The following is a 22,202-nucleotide window of genomic DNA, read 5'->3' as shown; positions in this document are numbered from 1 at the left end:
GGTCAGGACGCGGACAGCTCCCCGCGGACCGTGCGGGCCGCCGCGACCAGGTTCTCCAGCGAGGCACGGGTCTCGGGCCAGCCGCGGGTCTTCAGGCCGCAGTCCGGGTTGACCCACAGGCGCTCGGCGGGGATGGCCTCAAGTCCCTTGCGCAGCAGGGCCGCGGCCTCCTCCGTGCCGGGCACGCGCGGGGAGTGGATGTCGTAGACGCCCGGGCCCGCCTCGCGCGGATAGCCGTGCTCGGCCAGTTCGCGGGCCACCTGCATGTGCGAGCGGGCGGCCTCCAGGCTGATGACGTCGGCGTCGAGGTCGTCGATGGCCTGGACGATGTCGCCGAACTCCGCGTAGCACATGTGGGTGTGGATCTGGGTGTCGGGCCGCACCCCACTGGTGGTGAGGCGGAAGGACTCGGTGGCCCAGTCCAGATAGGCCGGGCGGTCGGCGGCGCGCAGCGGCAGCGTCTCGCGCAGGGCGGGCTCGTCGACCTGGATGACCGAAGTGCCCGCCGCCTCCAGGTCGTTCACCTCGTCGCGCAGGGCGAGGGCCACCTGGCGCGCGGTGTCGCCGAGCGGCTGGTCGTCGCGCACGAAGGACCAGGCGAGCATGGTCACGGGCCCGGTGAGCATGCCCTTGACCGGGCGCTCCGTCAGGGAGTTGGCGTACGACGTCCAGCGCACCGTCATCGGCTCGGGGCGGGAGATGTCGCCGGCGAGGACCGGCGGGCGCACATAGCGGGTGCCGTACGACTGGACCCAGCCGTGCTGCGTGGCGAGATAGCCGGTGAGCTGCTCGGCGAAGTACTGCACCATGTCGTTGCGCTCGGGCTCGCCGTGCACCAGGACGTCGATGCCGGTCTTCTCCTGGAAGGAGATGACCTCGCGGATCTCGTGCTCGATGCGCTGCTCGTACCCGACGGTGTCGATGCGCCCCGCGCGCAGGTCGGCGCGGGCCGTGCGCAACTCCGTGGTCTGCGGGAACGAGCCGATGGTGGTCGTGGGGAGCAGCGGCAGGCCGAGGTGGGCACGCTGGGCGGCGGCCCGCGTGGCGTACGGCTGGGAGCGGCGCCCGTCGGCGTCGGTGACGGCCGCGGCCCTGGCCCGGACGGCCGGGTCGTGGGTGATCGCGGAACCGGCGCGGGAGGCCAGGTCGGCCCGGTTCGCGGCGAGTTCGGCGGCGATGGTGTCCGTGCCCTGGGCGAGGCCCTTGGCCAGGGTGACGATCTCGCCGGTCTTCTGCTGGGCGAAGGCGAGCCAGCGCAGGATCTGCGGGTCGATGTCCCGCTCGGCCGCGGCGTCGATCGGGACGTGCAGGAGCGAGCAGGACGCGGCGACGTCGACCTGGTCGGCGAGGCCGAGGAGCGTCCCGAGGGTCGACAGGGACTTCTCCAGGTCGTTGATCCAGATGTTGCGGCCGTTGACGACACCGGCGACGAGGCGCTTGCCGGGCAGTCCGCCCACCGCCGCGAGCGCGTCGAGGTTGGCGGCGGCCGCGTCGGTGAAGTCGAGCGCGAGGCCGTCGATCGGGGCCTTCGCCAGGACCGGCAGGGCGTCGCCGAGCCGGTCGAAGTAGGAGGCGACGAGGAGCTTCGGCCGGTCGGTGAGGGCGCCGAGGTCGCGGTAGGCGCGCTCGGCGGCGTTCAGGTCGGCCGGGGTGCGGTCCTGGACCAGGGCGGGCTCGTCGAGCTGCACCCACTCGGCGCCGGCCGCGCGCAGGTCCGCGAGGACCTCGGCGTACACGGGCAGGAGCCGGTCCAGGAGCGTCAGCGGCTCGAAGTCCGCGGCCACGCCGGGCGCGGGCTTGGCGAGCAGCAGATAGGTGACGGGGCCGACCAGGACCGGGCGGGCGGCGAGGCCGAGCGCGAGGGCTTCCTTGAACTCGGCGACCTGCTTGGTGGAGTCGGCGCTGAAGACGGTGTCGGGGCCGAGCTCCGGCACGAGGTAGTGGTAGTTGGTGTCGAACCACTTGGTCATCTCGAGCGGCGCGACGTCCTGGGTGCCGCGGGCCATGGCGAAGTAGCCGTCGAGCGGGTCGGCGTCGACGGCGGAGCGGTGCCGCCGGGGGACGGCGCCGACCATGACACTGGTGTCCAGGACGTGGTCGTAGTACGAGAAGTCGCCGGTCGGCACCTCGTGGACACCGGCCGCCGCCAGGCGCTGCCAGGTGGAGCGGCGCAGGTCCGTCGCGGCCCGGTTGAGGGCGTCGGCGGTGACGCGGCCCTTCCAGTACCCCTCGATCGCCTTCTTGAGTTCACGGCCTGCGCCCTGACGGGGGTAGCCGTACACGGTGGCCCGTGCTGCCGCGGCTGCGGACTTCGCTGTCACGGAAATCTCCTTCGCGAGATGACTCCTGAGAATCCCGGGACGGGACGCGGACGCGAAGGGATGACGAACAAGACGGACCACACACACGCCACTGGCACGGTGCTCCGTCTGGTATGTACGCCGACCCGCCCACGAGGTCACCGGGATATCCGCACGCGATCGGTCACGTACGGGCAACGGGCAGGTCTTCGGACTCGCGGGCACGTCTGCCGGGCAGACACCTACTGGCCGTCGCTTCCCAGGCCCCGTTCATCGGGCCCAGTGCGTGTGACGGCGGTCGTTCCCGCTCACCGCTGCGGGGCAGTCCCGGATTCCCACCGGGTTCCCTCTTACGACGCGCCTGCCTGGCGGACAGGGCGAACCAGCTGCACGCGTCAGATTAGAGGGTGGGCGCGCTCCTGGGCAGCACTGTTCACATTCCGGAACGTGAGATGAGACACGCGTGCGCCGGGCCTCTCGGCCCGGCGCGGCGCACCCTAGTGGAACTGCTCCTCCTCGGTGGAGCCGGAGAGCGCGGTGGTGGAGGAGGCCGGGTTGACCGCGGTGGACACCAGGTCGAAGTAGCCGGTGCCGACCTCGCGCTGGTGCTTGACGGCGGTGAAGCCGTGCTCCTGCGCGGCGAACTCCTTCTCCTGCAGGTCCACGTACGCGGTCATGCCGTGGTCGGCGTAGCCGCGGGCGAGGTCGAACATGCCGTGGTTGAGGGAGTGGAATCCGGCCAGGGTGATGAACTGGAACTTGTAGCCCATGGCGCCCAGTTCGCGCTGGAACTTGGCGATCTGGTCGTCGTCCAGCGCGGCCTTCCAGTTGAAGGACGGCGAGCAGTTGTACGCCAGCATCTGGTCGGGGTGCTCGGCGTGGACGGCCTCGGCGAACTCGCGGGCCTGGGCGAGGTCGGGGGTGCCGGTCTCGACCCAGATGAGGTCGGCGTACGGGGCGTAGGCGAGGCCGCGCGCGATGACGGGGGCCATGCCGTTGCGGACGCGGTAGAAGCCCTCGGCCGTCCGCTCGCCGGTCACGAACTCGGCGTCGCGCTCGTCGACGTCGCTGGTGAGGAGGTTGGCGGCGAGCGCGTCGGTGCGGGCGACGATCAGGGTCGGCACATCGGCGATGTCGGCGGCGAGGCGGGCCGCGTTGAGGGTGCGCACGTGTTGGCCGGTGGGGACGAGGACCTTGCCGCCGAGGTGGCCGCACTTCTTCTCCGAGGCGAGTTGGTCCTCGTAGTGGATGCCGGCCGCGCCCGCCGCGATCATCGCCTTGGTCAGCTCGAAGGCGTTCAGCGGGCCGCCGAAACCGGCCTCGGCGTCGGCCACGATCGGGGCCAGCCAGTCCACGGCGGAGTCGCCCTCGCTGGTGGCGATCTGGTCGGCGCGCAGCAGCGCGTTGTTGATGCGGCGGACCACCTGCGGAACGGAGTTGGCAGGGTAGAGCGACTGGTCGGGGTAGGTGTGCCCGGCCTGGTTGGCGTCGGCGGCCACCTGCCAGCCGGACAGGTAGATCGCCTGCAACCCCGCCTTGACCTGCTGCACGGCCTGGCCGCCGGTCAGCGCGCCGAGCGCGTGCACGTAGTCGAGCTCGTGCAGTTGGCGCCACAGCCGCTCGGCGCCGCGCCGGGCCAGGGTGTGCTCCTCGCGGACGCTGCCCGAGAGCCGCACGACGTCCGCGGCGCTGTAGGTGCGCTCGATCCCCTGCCACCGCGGGTCGGTCGCCCACCGTCGCGCGAGCTCCTCGGCCGTCGCCGTCGTCGTCCCTGCCTGTGCCATGACCGTCTCCCGGAGATTCGTGAACTGTGCGAATATCTGGCACTGAGTGCCTGATTGATCTGTGGTGCGGCCCGCCGGATCCGTGTGTGGACAGGTGAGCAATGCTGCCGTGTCGGGCGGAAGGGCCGGGATCTCCGACGTCAGGGCAGGAGTTCGCGCCCCGGTTCCGCTCCGCCCGACGGAGTCCGGCGGGCCGCGGTTCGACTGTGGCATCGGCACTGAGTGCCAGCAAGCGAGGAGGGCTGCCAACTTCTGCGAATCTTCTGCGGCGGTTTTGCCAAGTTTGTCAAGGCTGGTGGGGCGGGTCTGCGTGACTACGATCGCGGGCATGCCCGACGGGGGGAGCCGCGGATGCCCGAGGGGACAGAAGCCTGCGGATGGCCGGGGGACGGAAGCCGCGGATGAGCGAGCGGGACGGGAGTCACGAGTGAGCAAGACGTACGCGGGAGCGCGGCTGCGACGGCTGCGCGAGGAACGCCGGATGAGCCAGGCCGACCTGGCCCGGACCCTCGCCATCTCGCCGAGCTATCTGAACCAGATGGAGCACGACTCCCGCCCGCTCACCGTGCCGGTCCTGCTGCGCCTGACCGAGGCGTTCGGCGTCGACCCGGGCTTCTTCTCCGAACGCGACACCAGCAGGCTGGTGGCCGACCTGCGGGACGCCCTCACCGGCGAGGTCTCCACCGGCCAGGTGTCGGCGTCCGACCTCTCGGACCTCGCCTCCCGCATGCCCGCCGTGGCCACGCTCCTGGTGGACCTCGGCCGCCGCAACCAGCGCCTCACCGAGCAGCTCGCCGAAGCGGCGGAGGGGCGGGGCCCGGGCCCGGTGGCGCAGCCGCGCTCCGCCCACGAGGAGATCCGCGAGTTCTTCTACCGGCGCCAGAACTACCTGCATGACATCGACCTCGCCGCCGAGCGGTTCGCGGCGGAGATCGGCATCCGCCCCGGCGAGGTCGTCCGGGTCCTGTCCGCGCGCCTCACCGAACGCCACGGCGTGCGCATCGCCGCGGACTCCGACCAGCTCCTGCACCACTACGACCCGGCGGCCCGCGTCCTGCACCTCTCCGGCCGGCTGCGCCCCGGCCAGCAGGCGTTCCGCATGGCCACCCAGCTCGCGCTGCTCGAACACACGGACCAGGTCTCCGCCCTCGCCTCGGAGGACTTCGAGCCGGACTCCGCGGCCTGGCCGCTGGCCCGCATCGGCATCGCCAACTACTTCGCCGCCGCCCTGATCCTGCCCTACCGCCGCTTCCACGCCGCGGCGGAGGAGTTCCGCTACGACATCGAGCGGCTCTGCGACCACTTCGGGCTCGGCTACGAGACGATCTGCCACCGCCTCAGCACCCTGCAACGGCCCCGGCTGCGCGGCGTCCCGTTCTCCTTCGTCCGGGTCGACCGCGCGGGCAACATGTCCAAACGCCAGTCCGCCACCGCGTTCCACTTCTCCCGCGCGGGCGGCACCTGCCCGCTGTGGAACGTGTACGAGGCGTTCGCCGCGCCCGGCCGCATCCACGTCCAGGTCGCCGCCATGCCGGACGGGCAGCGCTACCTGTGGACCGCGCGGGCGCTCACCCGGCACCGCGGCGGCTGGGGCGAACCCGGCAAGACCTTCGCCATCGGCCTCGGCTGCGAGATCCGGCACGCCTCCCGGCTCGTCTACTCCGACGGCCTCGACCTCGACAACACCTCGGCCGCCGTCCCCATCGGCATGGGCTGCCGCCTCTGCGAACGCACCGACTGCCCCCAACGGGCCGTCCCCCCGCTGGACCGGCGCCTCGCGATCGACGAGAACAGCAGCACCTTCGTGCCCTACCCGGTGGTGGGCGCCCGGGAGGGCACGATCTGACGGGTCAGGCGCCGCCCGACGTCTCGACGGGATACGGCACGTACGTCCGCCGGTCGGGGTCGACCGCCAGGCGCCCGCCGGCCGGGGGCCGGGCCCGCTGGGCGCAGTCGCGGCGTTCACAGAGGCGGCAGCCCAGACCGATCGGGGTCGCCGCGCGCGGGTCCTCCAGGGCGACGCCCTCCGCGTAGACCAGGCGGTGCGCGTGGCGCAGTTCGCAGCCCAGGGCGACGGCGAACTCGGCGCGCGGCGCGTGATGTCCGCCGCCGCCCCGGGTGACCGTGCGCGCCACCCAGAAGTAGCGCTTGCCGTCGGGCATTTCGGCGACCTGGGTGAGGATCCGGCCGGGCGCGGAGAACGCCTCGTACACCGTCCACAGCGGGCAGGTGCCGCCGAGCCGGGAGAAGTGGAAGTCGGTGGCGGACTGCCGCTTGGAGACGTTGCCCGCGCGGTCCACGCGCAGGAACGAGAAGGGCACCCCGCGCCGCCCGGAGCGCTGGAGCGTGCTGAGGCGGTGGCAGACCGTCTCGAAGCCGACGCCGAACCGCGCCTGGAGCAGCTCGATGTCGTAGCGCAGCTCCTCCGCGGCGGCGAGGAAGGCCGCGTACGGCATGAGCAGGGCACCGGCGAAGTAGTTCGCGAGGCCGATGCGGGTCAGCGCCGCGGCCTGCGCGGAGGTCGGCCCGGCCGCGTCGACCAGCGTGTCGAGCAGGGGTCGGTACTCCAACAGGGCGATCTGGGTGGCGAGTTGGAAGGCGCGCTGGCCCTCGGTCAGCCAGGGGGAGAGGAACAGCAGGCGGCTCGTCGGGTCGAAGCGCCGGGCGTCCGCCGCGCGTTCGGGGGCCGCCCGCACCACCGTGACGTGATGGTGGTCGGCCAGGCGCCGCTCCAGGACGTCCGTGGCCGGGCGGGCCGACGCGAGGTCCCACTCCCGCGCCGCGCGTTCCGCCGCGCCGTCGAGCGGCTCGAAGTGGTTGTGGTGGGCGTAGAAGAAGTCCCGCACCTCGTCGTGCGGTTCGGCCGGGGGCAGGGCGACGCCCGGCGTGTCGGCCGAGGCGAGGGCGGCGACCTGCTCGGCGGCGTCCCGGTAGCGGTGGTGCAGGGCCACCAGGGCGCGGGCCACCTCGGGATGGTCGCGGGCCACCTCGACGGCCTCCTCCGCGGTGGCGGACACGCCGGTGGCCTCGTCGCTCAGGGCCGCCCGCAGATCGGTGGCGAGCCGCTCCTCCGCCGCCTCCGAGAAGAACTCGGGTTCCACGCCGAGCACTTCGGCGATGCGCAGCAGGACCGGCGCGGTCAGCGGGCGCTGGCTGTGCTCGATCTGATTGAGATAGCTCGTGGAGATCCCGAGCGAGCGGGCCAGCTCGACCTGGTTCATGCCGCGCTCGGCGCGCAGCCTCCGCAGCTTGGCGTGTGCGTAGATCTTCCGTGCGGGAGGCCGTGCCATGAGTGCCGCGCTCCTTCCTTCTCCGCGGGCGGCGCCCGGTCGGTCCGTTGTTGCGAAGTTACCATCCGCATCTTTCGCAGAATTCGCAGTTTCGCAGCCATCGGCGGTACGGATTTCACAGATTGGAGCCGTCGCCCGCGGGCCCGGCGGTGGGAATGATCGGTGCGGAAGGCGCGAACCTCCCCCGGGCCGGGGGAGGTTCCGCTCAGTCGTGCACCGCGAGGAGTCCCGTGATCGACCATCGGATACGCGTCCACGCCAGCGCCGAACGGCTGCCCGGCGAGGAGCAGTTGGCCTGGAAGCTCGCCGCCGTCGCCACCGGCACCCAGGAGGCCGCCGACCTGGACCCGGCGGCCGCCGCCATGGCCGTCAACCGGGTGATCGACAACGCCTCGGTCGCCCTGGCCTCACTGCTGCGCCGCCCGGTCGCCGTGGCCCGCGCCCAGGCCACCGCCCACCCGGCGACCACCCCCGGCGCCACCGTCTTCGGCAGCCCCGCCCGGGTCCCACCCGCGTGGGCGGCCTGGGCCAACGGCACGGCGGTGCGCGAACTCGACTTCCACGACACGTACTTGGCGGCCGACTACTCCCACCCCGGCGACAACATCCCGCCGCTGCTCGCCGTCGCCCAGCACACCGGCCGCTCCGGCGCCGACCTGCTGCGCGGCATCGTCGCCGCGTACGAGATCCACGTCGCGCTCGTCAAGGGCATCTGCCTGCACGCGCACCGCATCGACCATGTCGCGCACCTCAGCGCGGCCACGGTCTGCGGACTCGGTGCCCTGCTGCGGCTGCCGACGTCGACCGTGCACCAGGCCGTCGGGCAGGCGGTGCACACCACGACCGCGACGCGGCAGTCCCGCAAGGGCGAGATCTCCAGCTGGAAGGCGTTCGCCCCCGCCTTCGCGGGGAAGGCGGCGATCGAGGCCGTGGACCGGGCGATGCGCGGAGAAGGCGCCCCGGCGCCGATCTACGAGGGCGAGGACGGCTTCCTCGCCTGGATGCTCGACGGACCCAAGGCGTCGTACACCGTCGCCCTGCCCGAGCCGGGCGAACCGCGCCGCGCGATCCTCGACACCTACACCAAGGAGCACTCGGCCGAGTACCAGGCGCAGGCGATCATCGACCTCGCGCGGCGGCTGCGCGAGAGGACCGGCCCCCTCGACCGGGTCCGCTCCGTCGTCCTGCACACCAGCCACCACACCCACCACGTCATCGGCTCCGGCGCGAACGACCCGCAGAAGTACGACCCGACGGCCAGCCGCGAGACGCTCGACCACTCGGTGCCGTACATCTTCGCCGTCGCCCTCCAGGACGGCACCTGGCACCACGAACGCTCCTACGCCCCCGACCGGGCCCGCCGCCCGGACACCGTGGACCTCTGGCGGAAGATCTCCACCGTGGAGGAGCCGGAGTGGACCCGCCGCTACCACGACCCCGACCCCGGGCGCCGTGCCTTCGGCGGCCGCGCCGTGATCACCCTCGACGACGGCACGGTCGTCGAGGACGAACTCGCCGTCGCCGACGCCCATCCGGCCGGAGCCCGCCCGTTCGACCGCGACGGCTACACCGCCAAGTTCCGCACCCTCACCGAAGGCGTCGTCACGCCGGACGCGCGGGACGCCTTCCTGGACACGGCCAGCCGACTGGCCGAGCTGGACACGGCCGGACTCGCGGGCCTCTTCCCGGCCGTCGACACCGCCGCCGTCGCCGCGTACGACAGCGAGCTCCCGAAGGGCCTGTTCTGATGCTGCACACCCGCACCACCCCCGCCGAACGCCGCCACGACCTGCGCGCGCGGCTCGCCTCCGGACGGCTCCTTCGGATGCCGGGAGCCATCAACCCGTACGCGGCGAAGCTCATCGAGAAGCACGGCTTCGAGGCCGCCTACCTCTCCGGCGGCGTCCTCGCCGCCGAACTGTGCCTGCCCGACATCGGCCTCACCACCGCCACCGAGATCGCCGCCCGCGCCCAGCAGTTCACCCGCGTCACCGACCTGCCCGTCCTCATCGACGCCGACACCGGCTTCGGGGCGCCCCTCAACGCCGCCCGCAGCACACAGCTCTTCGAGGACGCCGGGCTCGCCGGGATGCATCTGGAGGATCAGATCGCCGTCAAGCGCTGCGGACACCTCGACGGCAAGACGCTCGTGCCGACCGCCGACATGGCGCAGCGGGTCCGCGCGGCGGCCGACGCCCGCCGCGACCCCGGCTTCCTGCTCATGGCCCGCACCGACGCGCGCGGCGTGGAGGGCCTGGCCGCCGCGATCGACCGGGCGAAGGCGTACGTCGACGCGGGCGCCGACGCGATCTTCCCCGAAGCCCTCCTGGGCGAGGCCGAGTTCGAGGCGTTCCGCGAGGCCGTCGACGTACCGCTGCTCGCCAACATGACGGAGTTCGGCAAGGGCCCGCTGCTGACCGCGGCCGCCCTGGAGAACCTCGGCTACAACATCGCCCTGTACCCGGTCACCTTCTTCCGGCTCGCGATGGGAGCCGTCGAGGAGGGACTGCGCACCCTCGCCGCCGAGGGTACCCAGGAGTCGCTCGTCCCGCGCATGCAGACCCGCTCCCGGCTCTACGAAGTGCTCGGCTACGAGGAGTACGCGGCCTTCGACTCGGCCGTCTTCGACTTCCACCTCCCGCCGGGCGTCTGACGTCCGCACGCCCGAGCCCGCCGCCTTCTTCCACCGGGCGGCCGCCCCCTGTTCCCCCCGCCCGGCCCGCAGCCTCTGCCCGAGGAGCCCCGCATGACCACAGCCACACCCGCCCGGACGGACATCCGCCGCGGCCTCGCCGGAGTCGTCGCCGACACCACCGAGATCTCCACCGTCATCCAGGAGACCAACTCCCTCACCTACCGCGGCTACCCGGTGCAGGACCTGGCCGCCCGCTGCTCCTTCGAGGAAGTCGCCCACCTGCTCTGGCACGGCGAGCTTCCCGACCCCGACCAGCTGGGCGCGTTCCGGGCCCGCGAACGCGCCCTGCGCCCCCTGGACCGCACCACCGCGGAACTCCTGGCCCGGCTTCCCGAGACCTGCCACCCCATGGACGTCCTGCGCACGGCCGTCAGCTTCTTCGGCGCCGAGGACCCCGCCGAGGACGACGGCACCCCGGCGGCCAACCTCAGCAAGTCCCTCGCGCTGCTCGCGAAGCTGCCGACCGTGGTCGCCGCCGACCACCGCAGGCGCCGGGGCCTCACCCCGATCCAGCCCGACGCCTCCCTCGGGTACGCCGAGAACTTCTTCCACATGTGCTTCGGCCGCGTCCCCGAGCCGGAGGTGGTCCGCTGCTTCGAGATCTCCCTCGTCCTGTACGCCGAACACAGCTTCAACGCCTCGACGTTCACCGCACGCGTCGTCACCTCCACCCTCTCCGACCTCTACAGCGCCGTCACCGCCGCCATCGGCGCCCTCAAGGGCCCCCTGCACGGCGGCGCCAACGAAGCCGTGATGCACATGCTCAACGAGATCGGCGCACCCGAACGGGCCGAGGCGTGGCTCGACGAGGCACTCGCCGCGCGGCGCAGGATCATGGGATTCGGTCACCGTGTCTACAAGGACGGCGACTCCCGCGTACCGATCATGCAGGAGGCCACCGACCGGCTCGTCGCCCACGCCGACGCCCCGGACGCCACCCGCCTCGCCGCCCTGCACACGGCCCTGCGGGACGCCATGACCACCCGCAAGGGCCTCCACCCCAACCTCGACTACCCCGCCGGTCTCGCCTACCACCTGATGGGCTTCGACATCCCCACCTTCACGCCCCTGTTCGTGATGAGCCGCATCACCGGCTGGACCGCCCACATCACCGAACAACTCGCCCACAACGCGCTGATCCGCCCCCTCGGCGCCTACACCGGGCGTGGGCAGCGGACCGTGCCGACCCGCCCCTGACCCCCGCCCCGGAAGCCGCGCTCACCGCCGCGTCGAGCCCGCTGCCACCTTGGCTAATGTGCACGGATGAGCCCTGACCTGACCCTGCTGTCGCGTGTCGCCCATCGCGGGCAGGAGGTCACCGCGCCCCGCATCCGCGGCCTCCTCGCGCTGCTCGCGGGCGACCTGCGCACCGGCCGCAGCACCGAACGCCTGGTGGCGGGGCTGTGGCCGGACGAGCGCCCGGAGCGGCCGGGGAAGGCGGTGCAGGTCCTCGTGTCCAGGGCGCGGGCCCAGCTCGGCGCCGACACCATCGTGAGCACCTCGACCGGCTACCGGCTCGCCCTCACCGAGGACCAGGTCGACAGCTCCGCCCTGCCGCTGCACGCCGCCGCGAGCGCGGACCGGGCCAGGGCCGGGGACCACGCCGGATCCCTCGCCGCCGCCGAGGCCGGGCTCGCGCTCTGGCCGGGGACCCCGGACGCCGGGGGCGACCCCGGTGACACCTCCGACCCCGTGTCCGCGCTGCGCGCCGAGCGAGCCCCCGTCCGCGACGCGCTCGTCCGCGCCCGGGCCCTCGCGCTCGCCCGCCTCGGCCGTCACGCGGAGGCGGCCGGACCACTGGCCGCGGCCGCCGCCGCGCAACCCCGCGACGAGGAGGTGCTCGCCGAACTGCTGCGCGGCACGGCGGCGACGGCGGGCCCGGCCGCCGCGCTGACACGCTACGAGACGTACCGCCGCGAACTGCGCGACGACCTCGGCGCCGATCCGGGCGCCGGGCTCAAGGCCGTGCAGCGGGAGCTGCTGCGCGGCGAGGCGCCGGTGGTCAGGCACGGTGTGCCGCACGAGCCGAACCGACTCCTCGGCAGGGACGAGGACATCGCGCAGGTCGAGCGGCTGCTGCGCGCCTCCCGGGCCGTCACCGTCGTCGGTCCCGGCGGGCTCGGCAAGACCCGGCTCGCGCACGCCGTCAGCCGCCGGGCCGAGCAGCGCGTGGTGTACTTCGTGCCGCTCGCCGGTGTCACCGCCGACCAGGACGTCGCCGTGGAGGTGGCCGCCGCGCTCGGCGCGGGCGAGGGTCGACACGGCTCCGTGCCCGGCCCCACCCCGGTCGACCCCGTGACCGGCATCCTCGGCGTGCTCGGAACCGGGCCCGCCCTGCTGGTCCTCGACAACTGCGAACACGTCATCCGCGGCGCCGCCGACCTCGTGCACGCCCTCGTCTCCTCCTCCCGGGACCTCACCGTGCTCGCCACCAGCAGGGCCCCGCTCGACCTCACGTCGGAGGCGGTGTACGCCCTGCCGGAACTCGGCCTCGACACCTCCGTCGAGCTGTTCACCCAGCGGGCCCGGGCCGCCCGGCCCGGCGTGCTGCTGCCTCCGGACGCGGTGGCCGAGCTGTGCCGCCACCTCGACGGGCTGCCCCTCGCCGTGGAGTTGGCCGCCGCGCGGGTCCGGGTCCTGTCCGTGCCGGACATCGCCCGCCGCCTCGGCGACCGGTTCGCGCTGCTGCGCGGCGGGGCCCGGGACACGCCGGAGCGGCACCGTACGCTGCACGCCGTCGTCGAGTGGAGCTGGAACCTGCTGACGCGGGACGCCAGGGCCGCGCTGCGCACGCTGTCCGTCTTCCCCGGCGGCTTCAGCGGGGACGCGGCCGAACAGGTCCTGGGCGAGGACGCGCTGGCGCTCCTGGAGCAGCTGGCGGACCAGTCGCTCCTCACGGTCGCCGACACGCCGGTCGGCGTGCGGTTCCGGATGCTGGAGACGGTACGGGAGTTCGGGGCGGCACGGCTGGTGGAGGTGGGCGGGGAGGCCGCGGAAGAGGGGCGGGAAGGCGCGGTGGCGGGCCGGGGACGTGCGGAGCTGGATGGCGGGCCCGCGGTGGCGGGCGGGGAGGCGACGGTGGCGGGTGGTGGACTCGCGGCGAGGCGGGGCGAGTTGGCCCCGGCGGGTGGCGAAGAGGAGGCCGTCGGCCGGTTCCTCGCCTGGGCGCGGGACTTCGGCGTCGCCCACCACGACGTGCTCCTCGGCCCGGAGCCCCTGGCCACCTGGGAGCGCGTCAAGGCCGAGCAGGACAACCTCGTGGCGGCGCTGCGGCACGCCCTCGCCCGCGCCGACGGCCCCACCACGGCCGCCGTCACCGCCGTCCTCGCCGCCCTGTGGTCCACCGACTCCAACTACCCGCGCCTCGCCGCGCTCGCCGCCGACACCGGCCCGCCCCTGTCGCACTACCACCCCGAACCCGCGTACGTCGAAGTCGCCCGCGCCGCAGCGGTGTTGTGCACGGGGAGCCTCTTCAACGGCTCGCACGTCCTGCGTCAGCTCGTCACCCTGCGGCGGCTGCCCCCGGCCCCGCCGGACACGCTGCTGCGCGCCACCGCCGTGGTGCTGAGCGCGGTCCCCGAGATGCGGCCTCCCGACCACGCCGTGCTGGGCGGGCTCTGCGCCAGCGAGCGGCCGCTGGTCGCGGGGATCGCCGAGTGCGTCGCCACGTACGTCTGGGAGTACCAGCACGACATCGACCGCGCGCTCGCCTCGGCGCACCGGATGATCGCCGTCCTGGCGTCGGTCGACAACCCGACCGTGTGGGTCGTGAGCCACTCCCGGCTGAGCGAGCTGTGCCTGAAGACGGGGCAGGGAGAGGCCGCGTACGGCAATTTGAAGGCCGCCCTGGAGGTGCTGCCGCAACTCGGCGACGAGCGCGACTACATCGGCATCCGCTCCGGCCTCGCCCTCGCCTGCGTGCAGCGCGGCGACTTCGACGAGGCGGAGCACTGGCTGCGGCAGGTGGACGGCACCGCGGCGCTGCAGGACAGCTTCTACAGCCCCGACATCGGCGTGCGCGCCGAGATCGCGCTCGCACGGGGGCGGACGGAGACCGGGCTCGCACTCTGGCGCGGCGCGATGGAGCGGCTCTCCCACACCCGATCCATGTACCACGCCGATCCCTGGATCGATCCGTGGGCGCTGCAGATCCAGGCGGCCGCGGTGACGGCGCACGCGTACGCCGACCGGATCGAACAGGTCGCGGAGCCCGTCGACCGGCTGCGCGCACGACTGCGGACGCTGCTCGCCGGTCCGCCGCGCACGCCCATGGAACTGCCGGTGTACGGGACGGTGCTGCACGCGCTGGGCGTGGCGGGGCTGGGGTCCGGCGGTGTCGAACCCGAGGCCGTACGGATGATCGCGCTCGCCGAACGGCTCCGGGTGCTGCGCGAGTTCCAGCCGACCATGTCGGCCGCCCGCGCCCGGCGGGCGGCCGAGGACGCCGACAGGGCGGCCCACGCCGACGCGGTGTCGGAGTACGCCGCCCTGGGGCGTGAGGAGTTGCGGGACGCGGCCCGCGTGCTCATCGAGGGTCGCGGTGGAACAGCGACGTCGACCAGAAGTAGCCCAGCGTGCCCAGGCCGAGGCACCAGGCGACCGTGATCCACCCGTCGTTGCCGATCTCGCTGCCGAGCAGCAGCCCGCGCAGGGTCTCGATGGCGGGCGTGAACGGCTGGTATGCGGCGACCGGCTGGAACCAGCCGGGCATCGCGTCGACCGGGACGAAGGCGCTGGAGAGGAACGGCAGGATCATCAGCGGCAGCGCGTTGTTGCTGGCCGCCTCCACGTTCGGGCTGGCCAGACCCATCCCCACGGCGATCCAGGTGAACGCCGTGGCGACCAGCGCGAGCAGCCCGAGCGCCGCGAGCCACTCCACGACCGTGGCGTCCGTGGACCGGAAGCCGACGGCCACGGCGACCGCGCCCACGAGGACCACGCTGATGATCGCCCGCAGCACACTGCCGATCACGTGCCCGATGAGCACGGAACCGCGATGGATCGCCATGGTCCGGAAGCGGGCGATGATGCCCTCGGTCATATCCATGGCGACGGACACCGCCGTCCCGGCCGGGGCGCTGCCGATGGTCATCAGCAGGATGCCGGGGACGAGATAGGCGATGTACTCGGCGCGGTCGGCACTACCGCCACCCATGCCCGCGCTCATCACGTCGCCGAAGATGTAGACGAAGAGCAGCAGCAGGACGATCGGCATCAGGAGCACGTTCAGGGTGAGCGACGGATAGCGCCGCGCGTGCAGCAGGTTGCGGCGCAGCATCGTGTACGAGTCGCGTACGGCGGGGGAGAGGGAGCTCATCGGACCGCCTCCACGGGCTGGTCGGCGCCGCCGGTCAGGGCGAAGAACACGTCGTCGAGGTCGGGGGTGTGCACGGTCAGCTGATCCGCCTCGATGCCGGCGGAGTCCAGCCGGTCGAGGAGGGAACGCAGCTCGCGCTGGCTGCCGTCGCTGGGGATCCGCAGCGTCAGCGCCTCGTCGTCCGCGGTGGCCTCGCGCAGGGCGACGGCGGCGGACCGGTACGCGGACCGGTCGGTGAAGCGCAGCCGCACATGCCCGCCCGGGATGAGCCGCTTCAGCTCGTCGGCGCTGCCCTCGGCGGCGATCCTGCCGTCGTTCAACACCGCGATGCGGTCGGCGAGTTCGTCGGCCTCCTCCAGGTACTGGGTGGTGAGGAAGACGGTGACGCCGTCGGCGACCAGCTCGCGGACGATGCCCCACATGGTGTGGCGGCTGCGCGGGTCGAGTCCGGTCGTCGGCTCGTCGAGGAAGATGATGCGCGGGTCCCCGACCAGCGTCATGGCGATGTCGAGGCGGCGCCGCATACCGCCCGAGTAGGTGGCGGCGGGCTTCTTCGCGGCCGCCACCAGGTCGAAGCGCTCAAGCAGTGCGGCGCTGGTACGGCGGCCCTCGCGGCGGGAGAGGTGGTGCAGGTCCGCGACGAGGAGCATGTTCTCCTCGCCGGTGATCAGCCCGTCGACGGCGGAGAACTGCCCGGTGACGCCGATGGCGGCCCGCACCGCCTGCGGGTCGACGGCCAGGTCGTGGCCGCCGACCCGCAGGTCACCGGCGTCCGCCGTGATGAGGGTGGAGAGGATCTTGACGGCGGTGGTCTTGCCGGCGCCGTTCGGACCGAGCAGGGCGAAGACGGTGCCGGTCGGCACCGCCAGGTCGATGCCGTCGAGGACCGTCTTGTCCCCCTTGTCCCCGTAGGCCTTGCGCAGCCCCTTGGCCGCGATGGCGAGTGGGCGGGATGTCGTTGTCGTCATGCCGCAGACGGTGCGGCAGGCCGCATTCAGCGCGGTTTCAAGAGGGTTTCAGTGCCCGGTACGCGGTCCGCCATCGCCGACGAGCAGGCCGTCGAGCTCGGCCGCGTAGAGCTGCTCGGCGTCGAAGCTCATCCCCGTGAAGTGCCCGGCGAGTTCCAGGGACAGGACGCCGTGCAGCCGGGTCCAGAAGGTCAGGGCCCGGTGCAGGACCGCGGGCGGGGCGGGGTGGTCGCCCGCCCACTGGCGGTGGTCCGCGAGGTGGGCGTTGAACGCGGCCGCGGGGCTGTTCGCGGACTGTTGCGCGCGGGGATCCGAGGGCTGCTCCGACGGCGGAGAGGGCGGAGAGGGCGGAGAGGGCGGAGGTGAGGGGAGCGCGGCGCAGGCGTCGAGCAGCGTCGCCATGATCTCCGACGAGATCGCGGTGGTGTCGTCGGGCGCGTGGTAGCCGGGGACGGGGGTGCCGTAGAGGAGGAAGTACCGCTGGGGGTCGGCCAGCGCCCAGTGGCGCAGGGCGTGCGCGAGCGCGGCGACGTCGGCTCCGGAGGCGGCGGTCGCGTGGAAGGTGTCGGCGAGGCTGCGGTAGCCGTCCCTGATGAGTTCGGTGATCAGCTCGTCGCGGTTGGCGTAGTACCGGTACAGCGCGGGCCCGCTCATCCCCATCTGCTTGGCGATCGCGTTGAGGGAGAGCGCCGACGCCCCCGCCGAGGCGATCTGCCCCCAGGCGTGGTCCTTGATCTCGGTCCGCACCTGCGCGCGGTACCGCTCGCGCGGGGTCTTCGTGTCCGTGTCCGCCATGGCCCAGCCACCTCTCGCCCCACACCGCTGCAATGCACTCAAGAATTAGTTAGAGGCTATCACTGGAGCTATTGACGAGAGTCCGTCGCGGGAGTTAGAACTTATAACGAACGGCAAAGCAACTAATCACCCGGGCGGCGCGATGCGACGCGACGTACCGCGCACCTCCCATCCGCGCTTCTGATCTGCGCTTCTGGTGCGCGCATCCGACTCCGCCCGCCCGGCCACCCGCACACGAGGGGAACGTCATGTCAGCCTCCGCCTCCACGCCCGCCTCCGCACCCACCCCCACCTCCACCTCCACGCCCACCGCGTCACCCGCGGCGACGGCCCACCGCATTCCGCGGGCGGTGACCATCTCCGCCTGGGCGGTCCCGATCATGGTCCTGGGGCAGTTCGCCCTGATCTCGGGCGTGCCGGTCGTCATCGCCCTGGTCGGCGCCTTCACCCGCGTCCGCGACCGCGCGGTCCGCGCCGCCGCCGCCCTCCTGGCCGTCTCCTTCGCGATCCCGCTCACGATCTGGCTGGTGCGGCCGGACGGCGCGCAGAGCCTGTCGAAGGACATCCACCCCGTCTTCGTGGGCCTGATCGTCGCGGCCGGGGCCGCGCTCGTCCTCGCCCTGCGCCGTGCCCGTTCCGGACGGCCCGCGGCGCGGTGACGTCCTACGCCAGGTCGGCCGGGCGCACCCGCAGCTTCTCGGCGATCCGGGCGAGTGCCTGCTGGTCGGCGGCGGTGAGCTGGTCGAGCACGAGCTGTCGGACCGAGCGGACATGGGTGGGGGCGGCGGCGGCGACCACGTCGTACCCGGCGTCGGTGAGGGCGGCGATGGTGTAGCGGCCGTCGTCGGGGTCGGGCGACCGCTCCATCCAGCCACGCTTCTCGAACCGCTTGACGACGTTGGACAGGCGTGACAGCGAGCCGTTGGCGAGATAGGCCAACTCGCTCATCCGCAGGCGCCGCCCGGGAGCCTCCGAGACATGACTGAGGGCCAGGTACTCGAACAGGGTCAGACCCGCCTCCTGCTGCAGCGGCGACTCGAGGCGTCCGGGAAGCAGCAGCGCCAGCGAGACGAGGCCGGTCCAGGCCTCCTTCTCCTGGGCCGACAGCCACAGCGCGTCTTCGGCGGCGCCGTCGGTGGCGTCCTTGCCGGGGTTCGGGTTCGCGCGGGTGGTCATGTCCGCACCATACCGAACGGTGGTCACTTCACGCGTGAAGCAAATGGGTGCTACGTTTACTTCACACTTGAAGTCAAAAAGGAGGGGCCGCCATGAGCAAGCCCGAGTTCTTCGCGACACCCGGATACGGCGAGACACAGCTCGCCGCCATGCACTACAACCAGGCGGTCCGCGTCGGCGACCGCGTCGAGACCTCAGGTCAGGGCGGATGGGACGACGACTGGAACTTCCCCGAGGCCCTCCGGGACGAGATCGTCCAGGCCTTCGAGAACGTCGAGCGCACCCTCGCCGAGGCCGGGGCCACCTGGCGGGATGTCATCGCTGTGAACTCGTACCACATCCCCGAATCCGCCGAGGCGATCGGTGAGTCCCACAACCGCGTGATGGTCGAGCAGTTCCGCGAGCGCATGGGGGGCCGTGCGCCGATCTGGACCGAGGTCGGTGTCTCCGCGCTCGGGGCGCCGAAGATGCGGGTCGAGATCCGGGTCACCGCCGTCGTCGGCCGCGGCGACTGAGTGCGGACGGTACAAGATCGGACAGAAGTTACTTTTAGGTATGCCGTGACTTCCCGTGCGGGCGGCAGTAGAACTCGTTTCGATTCAGTCAAGAGTGAGGAAGGTCACATGAGCGGTACACCCTTACGTGGCAAGGCGTCTGATGGTCTGTCACGTCGAAGATTCATTGTTGGAACAGGTTCTATTTTGGGCACCGCGGCGCTCGCCGCGCAGGCGCCTGTGGCCCGCGCCGTCGACGGCGCCAACGTCCCCGTCCTGGTGATCGGCACCGGATACGGCGGCTCCGTCGCCGCTCTGCGGCTCGCCGAGGCGGGCGTCGACGTGCACATGCTGGAGATGGGCATGGCCTGGGACACCCCGGGGTCCGACGGCAAGATCTTCGCCAACACCACGAGCCCGGACGCCCGTTCCTACTGGCTGCGCACCAAGACCAAGCAGCCGCTGAGCAACTTCCTCGGCTTCCCCATCGACAGGAACGTCCCGCGCCACACCGGCATCCTGGACGCCGAGGAGTTCGGCGGCATCACCGTCTACCAGGGCCGCGGCGTGGGCGGCGGTTCCCTCGTCAACGGCGGCATGGCGGTCACGCCGAAGCGCGAGAACTTCGCCGCGGTCCTGCCCTCGGTGAGCGCGGGGGAGATGTACGACACCTACTACCCGCGCGCCAACGCGGGCCTCGGCGTGAACGTCATCGACCCGGAGTGGTTCGAGACGGCCGAGTGCTACAAGTACGCCCGCGTCGGCCGCAAGCACGCCCAGCGCTCCGGCTTCCCCTTCGTGTTCGTGCCCGATGTGTACGACTGGGACTACATGAAGCGCGAGGCCGCGGGCACCGTCCCCAAGTCGGCGCTCGCGGGGGAGATCCTCTACGGCAACAACCACGGCAAGAAGTCCCTGCAGCAGACCTACCTCGCCCGCGCGCGGGCGACCGGCCGCGTCACCATCTCCCCGCTGCACAAGGTCACTTCGGTGACCCCGGCGGCCGGGGGCGGCTACACGGTGACGGTCGACCAGATCAACACCACCGGCGACACCGTCGCCACCAAGGCCATGACCGCCGACAGGGTCTTCTTCGCCGCGGGCAGCGTCGGCACCAGCAAGCTCCTGGTGAAACTACGGGCCACCGGCGCGCTGCCGCACCTCAACGGCGAGGTCGGCAAGGGCTGGGGCGACAACGGCAACGTCATGTGCGGGCGCGCCAACCACCTGTGGGACCCCACCGGCAGCCTCCAGTCGGCCATCCCCACCGCGGGCATCGACAACTGGGCCGCGGGCGGCGCGTTCGCCGAGGTGGCACCGCTGCCGACCGGGATCGAGACGTACGCCTCGTTCTATCTGTCGATCACCAAGAACCCGCACCGCGCCCAGTTCACCTGGAACGCCGCGGCGGGCCGGGCCGAACTCGACTGGCAGACCGCCTGGAAGCAGCCGTCGATCGACGCCGCCAAGACGATCTTCGACAAGATCAACGCAAAGGAGGGGACGATCTACCGCACCGACCTCTTCGGCACGTACAAGATCTGGGGAGACCACCTCACGTACCACCCCCTCGGCGGCGCGGTCCTCGACAAGGCCACCGACAACTACGGCCGCCTGCACGGCCATCCGGGTCTCTACGTCATCGACGGCGCCCTGATCCCCGGCAACACGAGCGTCAACCCGTTCGTCACCATCACGGCGCTCGCCGAACGCAACATCGAGAAGATCATCGCCGCTGACCTGTAGGCGCCTCCCGGCTTCTGGGGGCGCGGAAGCCTAACGAGGTGCCACGGTGCAGTGCTTCTGCGAGTCCAGGCGCACCTTGCGGCCGGTGAACTCCTCCAGGACGGCGATGTTCTCCGGGGCGTAGTTCGTCGTGGTGATCTTGTCGGCGTCCTTGCTGCCCAGTTTGCCGGTGTAGGGCGCGGACTTCTCCAGCCAGTACGCCGTCCGCAGGAACTGGGTCAGGACCAGGTCGCGCAGCTTCGGCTCGGCCTTGATCCTGGCCCAGTAGTCGGGGTGCTTGTCCTTGGCGACGCGCAGGTAGAGCAGCAGGTAGCGGAGGTTGGTGGCGGCGATGTCCCGGGCGTTGCTGGCCCCGACGCCCTTGATGAACTCCTGGAGCACCGTCACCGCGGGCAGTCCGGTGAGCCCGGCGTTCTGCTCCGCGAGGACCCCCTGGAGGCGGTACGAGCCCTGTGTCTGGTCCCGCAGGTAGATGTCGTCCATCGAGGAGCTGAGCTTGTCCTTGATCAGCGGCAGGATCTCCTTACGGGGGAAGCCGCCGTGCAGGGGCACCGTCAGCGCCTGCTGACCGGCGTTGATCCATGCCGCGCTGTGGACGTCCCAGCGGGTCCGGGACGGGTCGAGGTCCCACATGTGGGTCTCTTCGTGGATCGCCACCATCATCGACTCGGCGAACCCGTCGAAGCTCCGCTTGTTCACGAACTGGTCCCAGTACTTGTCGTTGGCCTGGGCGATCGCCAGTGCCTCGCCGCTGGGCCAGCGCCGCTTGTACATGGTCTGGAGGGTCCGCATCCAGTTCGAGGAGTTGAAGGACGCCTTGAGGTCGCTCAGGTCGGCGGTCGGCTGCGACGGCTCGTCGTAGCAGTAGGGATCGGGGGCACGGCTCTGCCCGGTGTCCGCGGAAGGATCGGCCGGGGCGGGACCGGAGGCGGCCACGGTGCCCGAACTCAGGGCCAGGACGAGGCAGGCCGTCAGCAGGCGGGCGGGGACTCTGCGGCTCACGAGAACCTCTTCTCGAAGCGAGCGTGTGTGGGGGGTGCCGCAAGCGACGGGAGCGGTGCAGCCGTCGCTGCCCGTCGCCTGCGTTCGCCCAGCACCGTAGAGCCCCGTGCTCCCCGCGCCTACTGTCATGTACCCATAACATTGGCGTGGGGGTCAGGCGCCGTCCGCCGCGTCGGACACGGTCGCGCGGACCGGTGTGCCCGCCTCGATGGTGCGGCTGACCGTGCAGAGCCGGTCGTGCGAGGTCTTCACGGCACGGGGGAGGATCGCGCGGGCGCGGTCCCCCGACGGCCCGTCCGGGAACGTGACGGTGAAGGCGACTTCGAGGTCCGACATCCGGTTGCCGCTCTCCTCCTCGACCTTGTGGCCGGTCACGGTGACGGAGAAGGCGGTCGGATCCGTGTGACGGCTCGTGGCGACCTCCACGTCGGCCGCGGTGCAGCCGCCGATCGCGGCGAGGAAGAGCTCGACCGGCGTGAAGTCGGTCCCGGAGCCGGTGCCGAAGCTGATCGTGCCCCCGCGGGCGTTGGTCGCGGTGAACCGGCCAGGACCGGACCGCTCGATGGAGACAGAACGCAGTGAATTGTCAGTCATGGCGACGACCGTAACGTCACGCCACACCAAACGGTCCGTGT

17 protein-coding genes and 1 riboswitch are annotated in these 22,202 nt (G+C 72.1%); of the genes, 8 read left to right on the top strand and 9 right to left on the bottom strand.

The window, feature by feature from the left end:
* Positions 1-2: 2 nt before the first annotated feature.
* Together metE and aceA are read right to left on the bottom strand one after the other, a co-directional pair.
* Positions 3-2,321: a 5-methyltetrahydropteroyltriglutamate--homocysteine S-methyltransferase gene (gene metE / locus ACZ6AA_RS07170; RefSeq protein WP_468457987.1), complete on the bottom strand. Its 2,319-nt coding sequence runs from the start codon at positions 2,319-2,321 to the stop codon at positions 3-5.
* Between the two features lie 162 nt (positions 2,322-2,483).
* Positions 2,484-2,702, bottom strand: a riboswitch (cobalamin riboswitch).
* A gap of 95 nt (positions 2,703-2,797) precedes the next feature.
* The gene (aceA, locus tag ACZ6AA_RS07165) at positions 2,798-4,084 is read right to left on the bottom strand and encodes an isocitrate lyase (protein ID WP_468457989.1); all 1,287 of its coding nucleotides are present in this window, start codon (positions 4,082-4,084) and stop codon (positions 2,798-2,800) included.
* Between the two features lie 427 nt (positions 4,085-4,511).
* Here aceA and ACZ6AA_RS07160 point away from each other — a divergent pair, with 427 nt between their 5' ends.
* Complete coding sequence (locus tag ACZ6AA_RS07160; protein WP_468457991.1) at positions 4,512-5,930, top strand: short-chain fatty acyl-CoA regulator family protein; 1,419 nt, start codon at positions 4,512-4,514, stop codon at positions 5,928-5,930.
* Between the two features lie 4 nt (positions 5,931-5,934).
* On the opposite strand, the gene ACZ6AA_RS07155 is transcribed toward ACZ6AA_RS07160, so the two are convergent.
* On the bottom strand, positions 5,935-7,374 hold the full coding sequence (locus ACZ6AA_RS07155) for a short-chain fatty acyl-CoA regulator family protein (RefSeq protein WP_471456701.1): 1,440 nt from the start codon (positions 7,372-7,374) through the stop codon (positions 5,935-5,937).
* A gap of 230 nt (positions 7,375-7,604) precedes the next feature.
* Here ACZ6AA_RS07155 and ACZ6AA_RS07150 point away from each other — a divergent pair, with 230 nt between their 5' ends.
* From ACZ6AA_RS07150 to ACZ6AA_RS07135, 4 genes are all read left to right on the top strand, one after another.
* Positions 7,605-9,122, top strand: coding sequence for an MmgE/PrpD family protein (locus tag ACZ6AA_RS07150; RefSeq protein ID WP_471456699.1), 1,518 nt, complete (start codon positions 7,605-7,607; stop codon positions 9,120-9,122).
* Positions 9,122-10,027, top strand: a complete 906-nt coding sequence (gene prpB / locus ACZ6AA_RS07145; protein WP_471456698.1) for a methylisocitrate lyase — start codon at positions 9,122-9,124, stop codon at positions 10,025-10,027. Before ACZ6AA_RS07150 ends, prpB begins: the two co-directional genes overlap by 1 nt.
* Positions 10,028-10,120: 93 nt before the next feature.
* A complete protein-coding gene (locus ACZ6AA_RS07140; RefSeq protein WP_471456697.1) occupies positions 10,121-11,266 on the top strand; it encodes a bifunctional 2-methylcitrate synthase/citrate synthase in 1,146 nt (381 codons plus the stop codon).
* A gap of 66 nt (positions 11,267-11,332) precedes the next feature.
* On the top strand, positions 11,333-14,674 hold the full coding sequence (locus ACZ6AA_RS07135; RefSeq protein WP_471456695.1) for an ATP-binding protein: 3,342 nt from the start codon (positions 11,333-11,335) through the stop codon (positions 14,672-14,674).
* Here ACZ6AA_RS07135 and ACZ6AA_RS07130 read toward each other — a convergent pair.
* Genes ACZ6AA_RS07130 through ACZ6AA_RS07120 form a run of 3 tightly spaced genes read right to left on the bottom strand, consistent with a single transcriptional unit; the run spans position 14,595 to position 17,149 of the window.
* Positions 14,595-15,386 (bottom strand): ABC transporter permease, encoded by a 792-nt coding sequence (locus ACZ6AA_RS07130; RefSeq protein ID WP_471456693.1) that lies wholly within the window; start codon positions 15,384-15,386, stop codon positions 14,595-14,597. The two genes, ACZ6AA_RS07135 and ACZ6AA_RS07130, sit on opposite strands and share 80 nt — an antisense overlap.
* Entirely contained in the window at positions 15,383-16,354 is a 972-nt protein-coding gene (locus tag ACZ6AA_RS07125) for an ATP-binding cassette domain-containing protein (RefSeq protein ID WP_471456691.1), read from the bottom strand. The genes ACZ6AA_RS07130 and ACZ6AA_RS07125 overlap by 4 nt, the downstream gene beginning before the upstream one ends.
* A 48-nt stretch (positions 16,355-16,402) precedes the next feature.
* A complete protein-coding gene (locus ACZ6AA_RS07120) occupies positions 16,403-17,149 on the bottom strand; it encodes a TetR/AcrR family transcriptional regulator (protein WP_468482367.1) in 747 nt (248 codons plus the stop codon).
* A gap of 248 nt (positions 17,150-17,397) precedes the next feature.
* Between ACZ6AA_RS07120 and ACZ6AA_RS07115 the strand changes: the two genes are divergently transcribed.
* The gene (locus tag ACZ6AA_RS07115; RefSeq protein ID WP_471456689.1) at positions 17,398-17,808 is read left to right on the top strand and encodes a hypothetical protein; all 411 of its coding nucleotides are present in this window, start codon (positions 17,398-17,400) and stop codon (positions 17,806-17,808) included.
* Positions 17,809-17,812: 4 nt separating this feature from the next.
* Here ACZ6AA_RS07115 and ACZ6AA_RS07110 read toward each other — a convergent pair whose 3' ends face one another.
* Complete coding sequence (locus tag ACZ6AA_RS07110) at positions 17,813-18,325, bottom strand: MarR family winged helix-turn-helix transcriptional regulator (protein WP_468458010.1); 513 nt, start codon at positions 18,323-18,325, stop codon at positions 17,813-17,815.
* Positions 18,326-18,417: 92 nt separating this feature from the next.
* Here ACZ6AA_RS07110 and ACZ6AA_RS07105 point away from each other — a divergent pair, with 92 nt between their 5' ends.
* Together ACZ6AA_RS07105 and ACZ6AA_RS07100 are read left to right on the top strand one after the other, a co-directional pair.
* Positions 18,418-18,840, top strand: coding sequence for a Rid family hydrolase (locus tag ACZ6AA_RS07105; protein WP_468458012.1), 423 nt, complete (start codon positions 18,418-18,420; stop codon positions 18,838-18,840).
* Between the two features lie 108 nt (positions 18,841-18,948).
* Entirely contained in the window at positions 18,949-20,565 is a 1,617-nt protein-coding gene (locus ACZ6AA_RS07100) for a GMC oxidoreductase (protein WP_468482366.1), read from the top strand.
* Positions 20,566-20,595: 30 nt separating this feature from the next.
* Here ACZ6AA_RS07100 and ACZ6AA_RS07095 read toward each other — a convergent pair whose 3' ends face one another.
* Positions 20,596-21,567 carry a hypothetical protein gene (locus ACZ6AA_RS07095; RefSeq protein WP_471456686.1) on the bottom strand — a complete coding sequence of 324 codons (972 nt, stop codon included), beginning with the start codon at positions 21,565-21,567 and terminating at the stop codon, positions 20,596-20,598.
* 153 nt (positions 21,568-21,720) lie between these two features.
* Complete coding sequence (locus tag ACZ6AA_RS07090; RefSeq protein WP_468458020.1) at positions 21,721-22,161, bottom strand: OsmC family protein; 441 nt, start codon at positions 22,159-22,161, stop codon at positions 21,721-21,723.
* Between the last annotated feature and the right edge of the window lie 41 nt (positions 22,162-22,202).

The sequence above is a fragment of the Streptomyces sp. NPDC040610 genome, assembly GCF_055594065.1.
This window is presented reverse-complemented; position numbering and strand designations above follow the sequence as displayed.